General features: G+C 39.6%; 13 protein-coding genes and 1 tRNA gene. 3 read left to right on the top strand and 11 right to left on the bottom strand.

The features are described from left to right. Window positions 1–25: 25 nt before the first annotated feature. The 5 genes from infB to E4T92_RS11310 form a co-directional block, all read right to left on the bottom strand. On the bottom strand, window positions 26–2,539 hold the full coding sequence (gene infB, locus E4T92_RS02420; RefSeq protein WP_135093290.1) for a translation initiation factor IF-2: 2,514 nt from the start codon (window positions 2,537–2,539) through the stop codon (window positions 26–28). Between the two features lie 12 nt (window positions 2,540–2,551). After that, window positions 2,552–4,039 (bottom strand): transcription termination factor NusA, encoded by a 1,488-nt coding sequence (gene nusA, locus E4T92_RS02415; protein ID WP_135093289.1) that lies wholly within the window; start codon window positions 4,037–4,039, stop codon window positions 2,552–2,554. Between the two features lie 18 nt (window positions 4,040–4,057). After that, window positions 4,058–4,513 carry a ribosome maturation factor RimP gene (rimP, locus tag E4T92_RS02410; protein WP_135093288.1) on the bottom strand — a complete coding sequence of 152 codons (456 nt, stop codon included), beginning with the start codon at window positions 4,511–4,513 and terminating at the stop codon, window positions 4,058–4,060. A gap of 180 nt (window positions 4,514–4,693) precedes the next feature. Next, window positions 4,694–4,770: transfer RNA gene (locus tag E4T92_RS02405), tRNA-Met, on the bottom strand. Window positions 4,771–4,867: 97 nt separating this feature from the next. Then, a complete protein-coding gene (locus E4T92_RS11310; protein ID WP_255518853.1) occupies window positions 4,868–5,002 on the bottom strand; it encodes a hypothetical protein in 135 nt (44 codons plus the stop codon). A gap of 197 nt (window positions 5,003–5,199) precedes the next feature. On the opposite strand from E4T92_RS11310, the gene E4T92_RS02400 reads away from it, so the two are divergent. Next, complete coding sequence (locus tag E4T92_RS02400; RefSeq protein WP_077540579.1) at window positions 5,200–5,760, top strand: DUF1439 domain-containing protein; 561 nt, start codon at window positions 5,200–5,202, stop codon at window positions 5,758–5,760. Window positions 5,761–5,766: 6 nt separating this feature from the next. Here the strand turns inward: E4T92_RS02400 and E4T92_RS02395 are convergent, their stop codons facing one another. From E4T92_RS02395 to apbC, 6 genes are all read right to left on the bottom strand, one after another. Then, entirely contained in the window at window positions 5,767–6,603 is an 837-nt protein-coding gene (locus E4T92_RS02395) for a DUF72 domain-containing protein (RefSeq protein ID WP_135093287.1), read from the bottom strand. A gap of 110 nt (window positions 6,604–6,713) precedes the next feature. Next, a complete protein-coding gene (gene qseC / locus E4T92_RS02390; RefSeq protein WP_135093286.1) occupies window positions 6,714–8,066 on the bottom strand; it encodes a quorum sensing histidine kinase QseC in 1,353 nt (450 codons plus the stop codon). Continuing rightward, window positions 8,056–8,724 carry a response regulator gene (locus E4T92_RS02385; RefSeq protein ID WP_135093285.1) on the bottom strand — a complete coding sequence of 223 codons (669 nt, stop codon included), beginning with the start codon at window positions 8,722–8,724 and terminating at the stop codon, window positions 8,056–8,058. Before E4T92_RS02385 ends, qseC begins: the two co-directional genes overlap by 11 nt. Before the next feature lie 140 nt (window positions 8,725–8,864). Further along, the gene (locus tag E4T92_RS02380) at window positions 8,865–9,236 is read right to left on the bottom strand and encodes a YgiW/YdeI family stress tolerance OB fold protein (RefSeq protein WP_077540571.1); all 372 of its coding nucleotides are present in this window, start codon (window positions 9,234–9,236) and stop codon (window positions 8,865–8,867) included. A 602-nt stretch (window positions 9,237–9,838) separates the two neighbouring features. Then, window positions 9,839–10,879 (bottom strand): adenosine deaminase, encoded by a 1,041-nt coding sequence (gene add, locus E4T92_RS02375; protein WP_135093284.1) that lies wholly within the window; start codon window positions 10,877–10,879, stop codon window positions 9,839–9,841. A gap of 98 nt (window positions 10,880–10,977) precedes the next feature. Beyond that, a complete protein-coding gene (gene apbC / locus E4T92_RS02370) occupies window positions 10,978–12,090 on the bottom strand; it encodes an iron-sulfur cluster carrier protein ApbC (RefSeq protein WP_135093283.1) in 1,113 nt (370 codons plus the stop codon). A 153-nt stretch (window positions 12,091–12,243) separates the two neighbouring features. Between apbC and metG the strand changes: the two genes are divergently transcribed. Further along, window positions 12,244–14,292: a methionine--tRNA ligase gene (metG, locus tag E4T92_RS02365; protein WP_135093282.1), complete on the top strand. Its 2,049-nt coding sequence runs from the start codon at window positions 12,244–12,246 to the stop codon at window positions 14,290–14,292. Between the two features lie 112 nt (window positions 14,293–14,404). Continuing rightward, window positions 14,405–15,265 carry an SAM-dependent methyltransferase TehB gene (tehB, locus tag E4T92_RS02360; RefSeq protein WP_135093281.1) on the top strand — a complete coding sequence of 287 codons (861 nt, stop codon included), beginning with the start codon at window positions 14,405–14,407 and terminating at the stop codon, window positions 15,263–15,265. The last annotated feature ends 25 nt before the right edge of the window (window positions 15,266–15,290 follow it).

The raw sequence follows: 15,290 nt of genomic DNA, 5'->3' as shown, positions 1-15,290 counted from the left end.
GTTTCGACAGGTTACAACTTAATAATTAAATTGAACGTTTAACCTCCACGACTTCAAATACCTCGATTTGGTCGCCCACTTTAACATCGTTGTAGTTTTTCACACCGATACCACACTCCATATTGCTACGCACTTCTGCCACGTCATCTTTGAAACGACGGAGGGATTCCAATTCGCCTTCAAAAATCACGACGTTGTCACGTAACACACGGATTGGGTTATTACGCTTAACAATCCCTTCTGTCACCATACAACCGGCAATCGCACCGAACTTCGGATGACGGAACACATCACGCACTTCTGCCAAGCCGATGATTTCTTGTTTGAATTCAGGCTGTAACATACCGCTCATTGCCGCTTTGATTTCGTTAAGCAGTTCATAAATGATTGAATAATAACGTAAATCAATATTTTCACTTTCAATCACACGACGGGCCGAAGCATCAGCACGAACGTTGAAACCAACCATAATCGCATTGGACGCTGCGGCTAATGTGGCATCGGTTTCTGTAATACCGCCTACGCCCGAACCGACCACTTTCACTTTTACTTCGTCCGTTGAAAGTTCGTGTAAGGCTTGAACAATCGCTTCCACAGAACCCTGCACGTCTGCTTTAACGATCACGTTTAATTCTGCTACATCACCTTCTGTCATATTGCTAAACATATTCTCAAGTTTCGCTTTTTGCTGACGGGCAAGTTTGACTTCACGGAATTTACCTTGGCGATATAATGCTACCTCACGCGCTTTTTTCTCATCACGCACGACTGTTGCTTCATCACCTGCCGCCGGCACACCGGAAAGCCCAAGCACTTCTACCGGAATAGATGGGCCGGCTTCGTCAATTTCTTTACCATTTTCATCACGCATCGCTCTTACACGACCATACTCAAAACCACAAAGTACGATGTCGCCTTTACGTAAAGTCCCGGATTGAACTAAGATTGTTGCCACAGGGCCACGGCCTTTATCAAGGTAAGATTCAATCACTACACCACTTGCCATACCATCTTTCACAGCGGTTAATTCAAGCACTTCGGATTGAAGAAGAATCGCATCAAGTAACTCATCAATACCAAGTCCCTGTTTTGCAGAAACCGGCACAAATTGAACTTCGCCACCGAATTTTTCTGAAATCACTTCATACTGGAGCAATTCTTGCTCAACACGATCAGGATTGGCTTCCGGTTTATCAATTTTGTTTACCGCAACCACTAATGGCGCACCTGCGGCTTTTGCATGTTGAATCGCTTCAATGGTTTGAGGCATCACCCCATCATCAGCTGCCACCACAAGAACCACAATATCCGTTGCTTTCGCACCACGAGCACGCATAGAGGTAAAGGCGGCGTGTCCCGGTGTATCAAGGAAAGTAATCATCTTGCCATCATCCATTTCTACATGGTACGCACCAATGTGTTGGGTAATTCCCCCCGCTTCTCCGGCGGCAACTTTCGCTTTACGAATATAGTCAAGTAAGGATGTTTTACCATGGTCAACGTGACCCATAATCGTGACTACCGGTGCACGGGTGACTTTTTCCGCATTCACATCACGATCTCCGAGTACTGCTTCTTCAAGTTCATTTTCATTACGGAGAATCACTTTATGACCGAGTTCTTCCGCCACTAACTGTGCTGTTTCTTGATCAAGCACTTGGTTAATTGTCACCATTTCGCCCATTTTCATCATCATTTTGATGATTTCAGTCGCTTTAACTGCCATTTTATTGGCAAGTTCTGCAACGGTAATGGTTTCACCAATCACCACATCGGCTTTAGCAACTTGAACCGGTTTTGTGAAAGCCTGTTGTAATGCGGCCCCTTTCTTAGCATTTTTACCTTTACCGAGTTTACCCTCTTTTTGGTTTTTACGGTTAGATTCACGCTCATTTCGACTATTCTTGCTATTATCATCATCACGACCGCCTTTTTTCGCTTTTGCGACTTTATTTTTTCCACGGCCACGGCTTTCATTACGGCGTTCTTCTTCATCTTCCGCTTCAAGGGCATATTTAGAGCTTAAATTATAGTCGGAATAATCTTCTGAAGATGATTCGTGATCCTCATCATCTATCTCAGCATAACGTTTTGCTTCTTCCGCCGCTTTACGGGCTTGCTCTTCTGCTTTTTGACGGGCAACTTCTTCCGCTTTACGGCGAAGTTCGGCTTCTTCCGCTTTACGTTTTTCTTTTTCCACATCTACAGATTTAGGTTTGGAATCGACCGCACTTTGGGCTGCATTTGCCGTTTTTTCTTTCTCGGCTTTCGCTTTTTCCGCTTCTAAGCGTGCTTTTTCCTCTGCGGCTTTCTTTTCTGCTGCTTTTTTAGCCTCTAATTCTTGCTGAGCTTTTAATTTTGCGGCTTCTTCCGCTTTTTGTGCCGCATCGGTTTTTACCGTTCTTTTTTTACGCACTTCTACTTGAACAGCCTTACTCTTACCCGTGGTAGTTGTTCCACTCACTGTTGTTTTCGTTCTGCGTTGAATACTTAATTTTTTCGGTGCTTCACTATCCGATTTTTTTACTTCATCTGTCATGATTAATTCTCCTTACTCTTCGCTGAACCAACAAATATTACGTGCAGCCATGATCAAATCTGCAGCTTGTTCAGAAGTTAACTCTTCAATATCCGCTAAATCATCAACCCCTTGCTCAGCGAGCTCTTCAAGGGTCGTAATGTGTTTTTCCGCCAGCTTAAATGCGATGTGGCGGTTCATTCCCTCTAAGTTGAGTAGCGCTTCTTCAATATTCGCTTTTTTCAATGCTTCTTCCTCAGCGACTGCTGCGGCTGTAATCGCATTTTTTGCTCGGGTTTGAAGTTCTTCAACAAGATCTTCGTCTTCTAAACCATCAATAGCGGTTAATTCACTCACCGGTACATAAGCAATTTCTTCTAAGTTGGTAAACCCTTCTTCTACAAGGATTTGTGCAAATTCCTCATCAAGTTCCAAGGTATTCATAAATAAATTCAAGGCCTTATTATCTTCTGCTTGATGTTTTGCATTAAGTTCATCACTACTCATAACATTGAGTGACCAACCGGTCAATTGGGTAGCTAAACGAACATTTTGACCATTACGCCCTATTGCTTGTGCAAGGTTTGCTTCATCTACCGCTATATCCATTGAATGATTATCTTCATCTACAATAATTGATGTAACATCCGCCGGTGCCATCGCATTAATCACAAATTGAGCCGGATTGTCATCCCAAAGCACAATATCAACACGTTCACCGCCCAATTCATTGGTAATCGCTTGAACTCGAGCGCCACGCATACCAACGCAGGCTCCAACAGGATCAATACGTTTATCATTGGATTTCACGGCAATTTTTGCTCGAGAACCCGGATCACGTGCTGCCCCACGAATTTCGATCATTTCCTCACCAATTTCCGGTACTTCAATACGGAATAATTCCACAAGCATTTCCGGTTTTGCACGTGTTACAAACAATTGTGATGTTTTATTTTCCGGAATGACTTTATAAAGCACACCACGTACTCGATCGCCCGGTCGGAAATTTTCACGAGGAAGCATATCTTCACGAGCCATTACCGCTTCTGCTTTATGACCTAAATCTAAAATAATGTTATCGCGACTGACTTTCTTCACCGTACCGGTCACAATTTTTCCTTCCTCGGAACGGAACTGTTCAATCACTTTTGCCCGCTCAGCTTCTCGGATCTTGGCACTAATCACTTGACGTGCTGTTTGCATCGCAATGCGGTCAAAAATGATGGATTCAATTTGATCTTCGACATAGTCCCCTAATTGAATATTTGGATCATCAAACTGTGCCGCTTCTAAAGTCATTTCTTTTGTTGGTACTTTAACTTCATCCACCACTAACCAACGGCGGAAAGTATCAAATTCCCCTGTCTTTGGATTAATTGAAACACGAATATCCGTTTCATATTCATATTTTTTCTTCGTTGAAAGAGCTAATGCACTTTCTAAAGCTTCAAAAATTTTCTCACGTGGTAGTAATTTTTCATTAGAAACCGCCTCCGCTGCTAATAAAATTTCTTTACTCATTTTTTATTTTCCTCCTTTTTAGAATTTTGCAACAACATTCGCTTTTTGAATGTTACCAAATACAAAAACCTGCTCTTGACCATCAACAGTCAATATCAACATATCATTTTCAATTCGTTCCAATTTACCTTGCCATTTTCGGCGATCCATCACAGGAATACGCAAGTGGATTGCAATATCTTGACTGATATAGCGTTCATATTGTTCCAAAGTAAACAAGGGACGATCTAAGCCGGGTGAAGACACCTCAAGATTGTATTTATCTGTGATTGGATCTTCGACATCCAAAATTGCACTAACTTGACGACTGACATCTGCGCAATCATCAACGGTTACGCCCCCTTCTTTATCAATAAATAAACGTACCGTCATAAAACGACCGGCACGCTGACATTCAATTCCCCAAAGCTCACAGCCGAGGTCTTCGACTGCCCCTTCAAGTATCTCTTTTAAATTTTGTTCTAATGTAGCCATTTCTACTCCTATTACAGGTGAGATAATTCACCGTCACTGTGGTATGTGTGAACGAGGCACACTACATCATTAAATTTTAGGCGTAAAAAAAGGGTTAGGTTCATTGAACCTAAGCCCAGTTTTTAAATTTCTCGTACAAAAAAACCCCAAATTTGGGGTTCTTTTTACTGAACTTGTTATTGGTTGCGGGGGCCGGATTTGAACCGACGGCCTTCGGGTTATGAGCCCGACGAGCTACCAAGCTGCTCCACCCCGCGTCCGAAATATGTGGCGTATTATAGTGAGCTATCTTGAAAGATCAAGCATTTTCTTACAAATCTTCAAAAATCCTAAAATATTAACCGCACTTTAATATTAAAAACCAACCCCCGCACCAAGTCCGATACCCATTCCAACACCGTTACTACCGCCACCGACACCAATGCCTCCTCCAACAGAGCAAGCAATAACAAAGATAGAAAATATTAAAACTAAGAAAATTCTTTTCATTATTTTTCCTTTAATATAACAGTTCAAATAAACGGTAAATTCCAACAAGATTTTTTATATTTGCATAAAATTCGGCATTTATGCAGGAATTCATTCTAACCTCACGCCAAGTGATTTATTCTATTGTATAGTGCCACGATGTAAAGACCCTCAAGTTTTACACTTTTGTTCAAATCCTTTCAATTTACAGGTGTTTTATGAAAAATCTTACTACTTGTTTAACGTTATTATTGGGACTTTCCATTTTATCAACTACACAGGCTTCTCCTTTTAAAATTAGCGAAGATCAAGTTAATCAATATCTTGCTGAAAAAAGTTCAATCGCGGATAAATTCAGTTTTCCAGGATTATTTTCACTTGATTATCAGTTAAAAGATCTCACAACTAAAATCGGACGAGACATAGAAAAACGTGTTGAAATAAACGGCACAGCCGAAGGATTATTCAAACTGGGAAATAAACAATTTCCGGCTAAATTAAATCTGACATTTGATACGATACCCTACTATGAACCGGAAAAAGGCGCAGTTTATCTACGAAATTTACGAATCCTACGTTGGTCTGGTGAACCTAATGAATATATGGAACAATTACAAATCGCTATGCCATTTTTAAGTGAAAGTATTTCCGCATTACTTTCTTCCATCCCAATTTATACCCTTGATGAAACTAATATTCGGGATGTTTTAATCAAAAAATTTGCCAAGGGAATTAAAATTGAACCGGGTGTTTTGGAACTTGAGACCAATATCCTATAAAACTTTTCAAAACAAATCCCATTGTTGATGAGGAATCTCATCAACTTGGTTTTTCATTTCAAAGCCAAAAGGTATCAGTAAATTCTTGAGCATCACAATATTATAAAAAGAATGACTTTGCGTAGTATTTTGGAAATAAATAAACAATTTTTCGAACCGCTCTTTTTGTTGAACAATCAAATTTGCAATTTCGGTAAGTTCATCTTCGGTATAATGATAGTTATGCCGTGCCTGAGCTGAGTTTTCACGCCACCAGTTTGTATTACGACCATGTAGGCGTAAATAACCCGTACTTTGATTGATTTTTAATTGAAAGGTCGGTAATCCGATATTGGGTGGATAATCAACATTTCCCCAAATTAAATGGGGTTGCCGGCAAAATGCCTCAAATACCGCCTCACAATGCCAACTAGGATGACGGAATTCAACTGCCATTGGATAATCAATAAACCATTGGGTCAATTCCGCTAAATAACGGCGATTTGGGGTGTTTCTCTCGAAACGATGAGGAAATTGTAAAAATAAAGTGCCAAGTGCTTGTTGTTGAATCAGCGGTTGTAAAGCGTTTAGAAATCGTTTGGCATTTTCCCCTGTTGCCGTACGATTGTGGCTAAAATCTTGATGCAATTTAATTGAAAATTTCAATTTACCATCAGATTTTTCCAGCATGCCTTTCAGTGTCTTTTCCCCGATTGGGGCGTGAAAACTACTATTAATTTCTACGGTGTCATAATGGCAGCAATAGTGAGTTAAAAAATCCTCTTTTGCCGTGCCTAAAGGATAAACCGTGCCGAGGAGATCGCTATCAGCGTAACCGCCTGTACCAATGTAAATATGAGACATTTAATATCCTAGATAAGAACTTAGTCACTAATTGTAAGAGAGAAGATGAAATTTTAAAACGGTTAAAGATAGATGAACAGTTGCCCTATACCAACTACCTCAAATATTTACTAGAATTCAATGATCACCCTAAAACCACTGATTTTTCCAAAATCTATCACATTTTCTAACCGCACTTTGTAGTGATGAAGTTCTGCAATACGAAATACAATAGACAAACCTAAACCGCTTCCTTTTTCATTTTGCCCTGCCGGACGATAAAAACGTTGCCCTAACCGGGCTAAATCGTTTTCATTCACTCCACCGCCATTATCTTCCACAATCATTTTGTCTTTAGATAAAATGATTTTCACCAAAGCCCCTGATTTTGCATACTTAACGGCATTATCAATAAGATTTCTCAACATCAGCGAAGCTAAAATAGGCTGCCCATTCTTTTCGAAAGGAATGGAATTTTCTTCAAAAGATAACTCAATATGTCGTTTTTGTGCATTAATATAAAGTTCACTAATTAATGAAGGAATGATTTCTTGCCATTTAATAGGGTGTAATTCATCAAGCTCTTTCAAATTATCCAAACGGGATAAGGTCAAAAGTTGCTCAATTAACTGACTCGCACGATCAATCCCCGCGGTTAAATGACTTAATGCTTGATCCCGAATGCTTTTGTCATCACCGGCAAGCTGGGCAACTTCGGTTTGAATACGCAGTGCAGCTAATGGGCTACGTAATTCATGGGCTGCATCGGAAGTAAAGCGACGCTCTCTTTTTAACGTCACTGAAGTTCGGTCAAAAAATTGATTTAAATTTTTCACCAACGGCAAAATCTCTGTCGGGACATTTGAGGTCTCAAGAAGTGACACATCACCCGGTTTTCTTCGTAATAGTTCACGGCTTAATTGGCTAATCGGTTTTAATGCTTGATGAATTAAATAGAAAACCACCGTCAATAAAATAGGTAAACTCCCAAACCAAATAGCGGTTTGCCCAAACACCATTTTATTCACTAATTCTTCACGATATTCTATTTCTTGTCCGACTGCAATTCGCAACTCCCCCTGTGCAACTGGTAACCAATAAATACGCCATTTATCATCATCGTTTTCAATATAGGCGGAAGTAAATCCCTCCTTATTGCTAAAGATAAAATTATCTCCGTTATCACCATCACTTAATAGCCGCTCCCCTGTTTTGGAAAATATCGCAAAAGCAAGGGCATCGTCATCGTATTTCCGTTTTAATGGTTTAAATCCACCACGATTAAAGTTTGTATGATCAAGCAAAATATTTTGTAAATCAGAAGTAGCGAGACGTTCTGCAAATAAAATTTGCTGCGCATCAAAAACATCATAAGCTTCCTTTTTAGCCATAAACCACGCCACGGCTGTTGAAATGAGCCAAACCAACAACGCAGTAAAAAATAATCCGCTCATTAAGCGGAATTTCAAACTTTTATTTGACATCACCTTGTCCTAATGCATAGCCCACTCCGTGAACAGTACGGATAAACTGTTTACCCAATTTTTGGCGTAAATTGTAAATATGAACATCTAATGCTGCGCTACTAATTTCTTCTTCCCACGTTGATAATTTTTCTTCAATCATTGAACGGGAAAGGACACGATCTTTGTTAAACATAAAAAGTTCCAATAACTTATATTCCCGTGTTGTGAGAGAAAGTGGTTCTCCGTTAAACCGAACCGTTCGTTGATTGGGATCGAGTGCCACATTCAAGTGTGTTAGAACAGGCGTGGTATGTCCGTAGCTACGGCGAATTAACGCTTGCAAACGTGCAACAACCTCAGCCAATGCAAAAGGTTTACAAAGATAATCATCCGCCCCTTTTTGTAGCCCTTTTATGCGTTCATCTAAGGTATCTCTAGCCGTCAAAATAAGAACAGGAACAGACTGATGATCCCTCCGCCATTGTTGCAGAATATCTAACCCGTCCATCTTGGGTAAAGTAAGATCCAACACGACGGCATCATAAGGAGCAGAATCCAGTGCATTTAAGCCGGTTTTGCCGTCCGTGAACCAATCCACAATAAATCCGGATTTTGATAGCCCGATTTGCAACCCATTGCCGATTAATGCATCATCTTCAATTAATAAAATTCGCATAAATTTATTCACAAACTCGTTCACTCGTGTGTTCACCTCTCACGAGGTCGCTGGCAAAGCCAACGTTCAAAAAACATTGTTTTTTGTGACCGCACTTTTAAAACAAAATGGTGAGTAAGATACTCACCATTTTCTCATTATTAATTTGCTTTTTCTACGCTGAACACTTCAACTTCCGCTTTTTCAAAAGCTTCATTATCCAGTTTACCCGTGATACGAATTTTATCTTGTGGGCCAACATTTAAACCGTTCCATACGCGATTTTTAATTTCTACTTTAATACGTGCCGTACCATCAGTGAAAAGATATTCATCATCATCAATCTGTTGGGAAATATTCCCTACTAATGTCACAATACTATTATCTCTTGCAGAAAGCGCTTGTTTCACGCTAATTACCTGTACCGCACCTTGTTGAAATCCGCCTTGTGCAGTGTTGGCATTACCACTGAAACCTGCAAATGCAGTCGAAGTTGCAATGGTTAAAAGAGCTGCTAATGTTAATTTTTTCATAAAGTTTTCCTCTTAGATTGTGGTTAAATAACTCATCGTTTAAAACATCTCTGCTTTGTTGAGATATATTAAATAACATAAATCTTAAGAAAAGGTTAAGAAAGGGATACTTTTTTCAAAAGGCTTTTATACTCCCAATTAAACTTTTATGGCTAAGCGACATTTGGTGTCATTAGGCATTCTTAATTTCTTTTAAGTTATCAGAAATGATATCTAACAATGGTTTCCATAATTCAAAAATATAGCTTGCAAGCTCACCACTAGGAATTTAGCTAAGAATTTTAGCATCCCATTTTTCATAACCATCTTCAAACCATTTCCCGACTAATTTCTTCTATCTCCGCAAGATGTTTAATTTTATCATTTTCATATTGCACCATTAATCATGAGCCGGATCTTGTTGTATCAGAGCAAGAAGTTTGATTTCAGCCTGATGTTCTACACCTGATTGATTACGATAATCCCCTTCAAGTTAGCGATTATTGTAAAATAGTACGAATATCACATTGAATCCCAAGGTCTTTCTTTTTGTCTGTGCTTCTGCTACCGTAATTCCCCCTGTTTTGGAATAAGATTTGATTGTAAATAGTTTGTTTGAGACATCATCTCCCCACTTCAGAATAATTTATTCGTTTCTCAATATGGCTTTTCAACTCATATTTTTCTTCATCACTAAGAAAAGCGGCACGGATGGCGTTTTCAAGCAATTGTTTGGCTTCATTTTCATTTAATTGGTATTCTCGTGCCAATAAATTAAATTCTTGCTGAATATTCGTTTGAGAAACAGTCATATTGTCGGTATTTAATGTGGCAATAATTCCCTTCACAAGGAATCTTCTAAGCGGATAATGCTTTAAGTGATCGATAGCTTTAGTTTGTAAATTACTGCAAGGACACATTTCCACAGCAATTTGACGATCGGCTAAAGATTGCATCACTAATTCAGATTCTGCCGCACGAATACCATGTCCGATACGGCTTGCACCAAGATTAATCGCTTGTTGAACATTCTCCGCACCTGCGGCTTCACCAGCGTGAATGGTAAAAGGTACATCAAGAGATCTCGCAAGCTCGAATTCTTTTGCAAAATTTATGGTAGGATAACCAGCTTCAGGGCCGGCTAAATCCACCGCAACCACTCCCGCTTTTCCTGTTGAAAGATATTTTTTTGCCATTCGTAAGGTTTCTAAATTCCCTTCTTGCGAGCCTATACCACGTAAACAACAGAGAATTAAATTGGCTTTAAATAATCGACTTCCCCTTAATCCTTCTTCTAAACCGGCTAAAGCCGCTTCCACCACCTGTGATTGGGTTAAACCGTTTTGGGTGTGAAGTTGTGGAGCAAAACGAATTTCAACATAGGCTAACCCTTGTTGATCTAAACGTTTTAATAAATCAGCAACTGCAGAGGTGATCGCTTCCGAACTTTGCAGTAAAGAAACGGGAATCGCAAAACAGTTAAGGTATTGATTAAGATCGGTGCAATCTTGGGGAGCGGAAACAAAAGAAAGAAGCTGTTCAACATTTTGGGCGGGTAAAGCGATATTCTGTTTTTCCGCCCATTCAAACATCCATTGTGGGGAAAGTGAGCCATCTAGGTGGAGATGTAAATCAATCAGGCTGTATTTGGCAAAATTTTTCATTGTTCTACTCATTATTTAGAAAAAAATTGCACGGCATTTTAATCTCAAAAGAAAAGGAGAACAAGAAAGGGCTGTCAATATAGCCCTTTCTTTACTTTTTACTTCACTTCTCTAAATAAAATCTCACTTGGAATCACCGAACCTTGCCAATAGAGTTCCGTGGAAATTTTTTCTGCTAGTTGTAGAAAGGCTTGAGTGATTTCACTTTCCGGTGCAGAAACAACGGTTGGATTACCGGCATCTAAATCTTCACGAATCCGAATATGTAATGGTAACTGTGCCAACACTTTCACCTCGTATTTTTCAGCCATTTTTTCCGCACCGCCCGTGCCAAAAATGGCTTCGTGATGACCGCACTTGCCACAAATGTGCATTGACATATTTTCTACAATACCTAGTACCGGCACAGAGACCCGTTCAAACATAGAGACCCCTTTTACGGCATCAAGCAATGCGATATCTTGCGGCGTTGTGACCACTACAGCGCCGGTTACCGGAATTTGTTGTGACAGGGTAAGTTGAATATCGCCGGTACCTGGTGGCATATCAATCACCAAATAATCTAAGCTATCCCATAAGGTTTCACTGAGCAATTGGCTCAATGCGCTACTTGCCATCGGACCACGCCAAATAGTTGCACTGTTTTCATCCATTAAAAAACCGATGGAGTTCGCTGATAAACCATGGGCTTTAATCGGTGTGATATGTTGATTGTCAGGAGATGTTGGGCGTTGATGTGGTACGCCGAGCATATGAGGCACAGAAGGTCCATAAATATCCGCATCTAAAATCCCTACTCGCGCCCCTTGGGCTTGTAACGCAAGGGCTAAATTCACGGAAACACTGGATTTTCCTACTCCCCCCTTGCCTGATGTCACCGCAATGATGTTTTTCACACCCTTAACAGCAGGTTGATTATTCGCACGTTTTAAGGTAGCAATTTGATAATTCACGTCCCATTTGATTGCTTTGCAATCTGCTACTTCTAACAGTTCATCAGAGATTGCTTGCTTAAGTTGCGCCACACCGCTATTCCACGCAAAAGGGAATTGTAATGCAATACGTAATGTGTCTCCCCCTTTTTCTACTTTTTTTAGGGTATTCAGTGCGATAAGATCTTTTTGTAAGCTAGGATGTTGAAATTGTTGGAAAATTTGTTGAATTTGAATTTTCTGTTCAGCGGTTAGATTGTCGGAAAAATAGGCTGTCATAATATATCCTGTTAAAAATACTAAGGTGAGTAAATTAGTCGGGATATTTAATCACGGAAAGTGCGGTCTGTTAAGCTAAAGTTTTTCAAGCTAGAAAAAATACCCTTTCTCAGGTAAGATAGCGACAATTTTGTGTAATAAAAGAGAATAAAAATGACATCTCCATCCCGTAAAATTTTAGTCACCTGCGCTCTGCCCTATGCCAATGGGGCAATCCATTTAGGCCACATGTTAGAACATATTCAAGCGGATATTTGGGTGCGTTTTCAACGTATGCGTGGTAACAAAATTTATTTTGTGTGTGCCGATGATGCCCATGGTACACCAATCATGTTAAATGCTGATAAATTAGGTATCACACCGGAAGAATTAATCGCTAAAGCGAAAGCAGATCACATTCGTGACTTTGCCGGTTTTAATATTAGTTTCGATAATTACCACTCCACACACAGCGAAGAAAATAAACAAATCACGGCTGAAATTTATAACAAGTTAAAATCAAAGGGTTTCATCAAAAGCAAAGTGATTGCGCAACTTTATGATCCTGAGAAAAATATGTTTTTGCCGGATCGCTTTGTCAAAGGCACCTGCCCTAAATGTAAAGCGGAAGATCAATATGGCGATAACTGTGAAGTCTGTGCTTCCACTTATAGCCCGATGGATTTAATTAATCCACGTTCTGCCGTATCCGGTGCGACACCTGTTATCAAAGAGTCCGAACACTTTTTCTTTGATTTGCCGGCATTTGAAAATATGTTGCAAGACTGGACACGTTCCGGTTCACTTCAACCTGAAATCGCCAACAAAATGCAAGAATGGTTTGAAAGCGGTTTGCAACAATGGGATATTTCCCGTGATGCACCTTACTTTGGTTTTGAAATTCCAGGGGAAAAAGACAAATTTTTCTATGTCTGGTTAGATGCGCCGATTGGTTATATGGCATCATTCAAAAATCTTTGTGATCGTGAAAGCATTGATTTCAATGCGTTTTGGGCAGAAAACAGCGAGACGGAACTTTATCATTTTATTGGGAAAGATATCGTCTATTTCCATAGTCTATTTTGGCCCGCTATGTTAGAAGGCAGTGGCTACCGTAAACCGACTAATGTTTTTGCTCACGGCTATGTAACGGTGGACGGAGCGAAAATGTCAAAATCCCGTGGCACATTTATTCAAGCCAGTACCTATTTAAATCACATTGACCCTGAATGTTTACGTTATTACTATGCGGCGAAACTGAATAACCGCATTGAAGATCTTGATTTCAATCTTGATGATTTTGTGCAACGTGTGAACACGGATATCGTTAATAAACTGGTGAATTTAGCCTCTCGCAATGCAAGCTTTATCACAAAACGCTTTAACGGAAAATTAGCCGATAAATTAGAAGATGAAGCGTTATTTTTAGAATTTATCGCTCAAGCAGAACAAATCGCCAACTATTATGAAACCCGAGAATTTAACAAAGCGATTCGTGAAATTATGACATTGGCAGATAAAGCCAATAAATATATTGACGATAAAGCCCCATGGGTGATCGCAAAAGAGGAAGGTAAAGAAGCTGAACTCCAAGCGGTTTGCTCAATGGGCATTGAATTATTCCGTGTCTTGATGACTTACTTAAAACCGGTATTACCAAAACTGGCTGAACGCTCAGAAGGTTTCTTACAAAGTGAATTGCGTTGGGATAACCTTCACCAACCTTTGCTTGGGCATACCCTTTCACCGTTCAAAGCCCTTTTCTCCCGTTTAGAGAAAAAACAAATTGACGCAGTGGTGGAAGAAACGAAGAAATTGTTTGCGGAATCAAATAAGTCTGCGGAAAAAACTGCAACAAAATCGACCGCACTTTCTAATGTAGAACCCATTGCCGACACCATCAGCATTGATGATTTTGCCAAACTGGATCTGCGTGTGGCGAAAGTATTAAAATGCGAAGCGGTGCCGGAGTCCAACAAACTTTTACGTTTTAAATTAGATCTTGGCGACCATACCCGCCAGGTATTCTCAGGCATTAAAGCCGCGTATAACAAACCGGAAGAATTAGAAGGTCGGTTCGTGATTATGGTGGCAAATCTTGCGCCACGCAAAATGAAATTCGGCGTATCGGAAGGAATGATTCTTTCCGCTGGCAGTGGTGGCAGTGATTTATTCTTGCTTTCTGCAGATAGTGGTGTCACAGCCGGTATGCAGGTGAAATAATCAATTGAGTATTTATTCAGGCGGCTTCGGTCGCCTTTTTTATTTTTCCATTGAAAATTTAAAACATATAACCTACTATCAAGCTCAACTATTTAACCTATTGGAGATCACAATGAAAAATGAATTAATCTGCTATAAACAAATGCCTATTTGGACAAAGGATAAACTTCCCCAAATGTTTCAAGAAAAACACAATACCAAAGTCGGCACTTGGGGAAAAATCAGCGTGTTAAAAGGTCAGCTCAAATTTTATGAATTAACAGAAGAAAACAATATTATTGCCGAACATATCTTTACACCTGAAACAGATATACCATTCGTTGAACCTCAAGCTTGGCATCGGGTAGAAGCCTTAACCGACGATTTGGAATGTACCCTTGGGTTTTATTGTAAAAAAGAAGATTATTTCAATAAAAAATATAATATGACGGCAACCCATTCCGAAGTAAAAAATGCGGTTAAAATAATTAATTCTTGTAAAACCCTCGATCTTGGCTGCGGGCAAGGCAGAAATTCACTCTTTCTCAGTTTGCTTGGTTATGATGTCACGTCTTGGGATCATAATGAAAATAGCCTGACTTTCTTAAATGAAGTGAAAGAAAAAGAAAATCTGACAATTTCCACCGCACTTTACGATATCAATACCGCCAATATTCAGGAAAACTATGATTTCATTCTTTCCACAGTCGTCTTTATGTTTTTAAACCAAGAACGCATACCCGCAATTATCAAAAATATGCAGGAACATACAAATACAGGCGGATACAATTTAATTGTTGCAGCTATGTCCACAGATGACGTGCCTTGTCCTATGCCTTTCTCTTTTACTTTCAAAGAAAATGAATTGAAAAATTATTACCAAGGCTGGGAGTTGATTAAATACAATGAAGAAATGGGTGAATTACACAAGACCGATAAAAACGGCAATCGGATTAAAATGAAATTTGTGACAATGTTAGCTAGAAAGAAATAATCATCTGATTATAAAAGAAAAAACC

Source organism: Pasteurella sp. WM03 (assembly GCF_004570945.1).
Lineage (GTDB): Bacteria > Pseudomonadota > Gammaproteobacteria > Enterobacterales > Pasteurellaceae > Rodentibacter.
This window is presented reverse-complemented; position numbering and strand designations above follow the sequence as displayed.

Coding starts and splice junctions, on each gene's coding strand:
- infB (WP_135093290.1), bottom strand. CDS start 2,539: ATGACAGATGAAGTAAAAAAATCGGATAGTGAAGCACCGAAAAAATTA.
- nusA (WP_135093289.1), bottom strand. CDS start 4,039: ATGAGTAAAGAAATTTTATTAGCAGCGGAGGCGGTTTCTAATGAAAAA.
- rimP (WP_135093288.1), bottom strand. CDS start 4,513: ATGGCTACATTAGAACAAAATTTAAAAGAGATACTTGAAGGGGCAGTC.
- E4T92_RS11310 (WP_255518853.1), bottom strand. CDS start 5,002: ATGAAAAGAATTTTCTTAGTTTTAATATTTTCTATCTTTGTTATTGCT.
- E4T92_RS02400 (WP_077540579.1), top strand. CDS start 5,200: ATGAAAAATCTTACTACTTGTTTAACGTTATTATTGGGACTTTCCATT.
- E4T92_RS02395 (WP_135093287.1), bottom strand. CDS start 6,603: ATGTCTCATATTTACATTGGTACAGGCGGTTACGCTGATAGCGATCTC.
- qseC (WP_135093286.1), bottom strand. CDS start 8,066: ATGTCAAATAAAAGTTTGAAATTCCGCTTAATGAGCGGATTATTTTTT.
- E4T92_RS02385 (WP_135093285.1), bottom strand. CDS start 8,724: ATGCGAATTTTATTAATTGAAGATGATGCATTAATCGGCAATGGGTTG.
- E4T92_RS02380 (WP_077540571.1), bottom strand. CDS start 9,236: ATGAAAAAATTAACATTAGCAGCTCTTTTAACCATTGCAACTTCGACT.
- add (WP_135093284.1), bottom strand. CDS start 10,879: ATGAAAAATTTTGCCAAATACAGCCTGATTGATTTACATCTCCACCTA.
- apbC (WP_135093283.1), bottom strand. CDS start 12,090: ATGACAGCCTATTTTTCCGACAATCTAACCGCTGAACAGAAAATTCAA.
- metG (WP_135093282.1), top strand. CDS start 12,244: ATGACATCTCCATCCCGTAAAATTTTAGTCACCTGCGCTCTGCCCTAT.
- tehB (WP_135093281.1), top strand. CDS start 14,405: ATGAAAAATGAATTAATCTGCTATAAACAAATGCCTATTTGGACAAAG.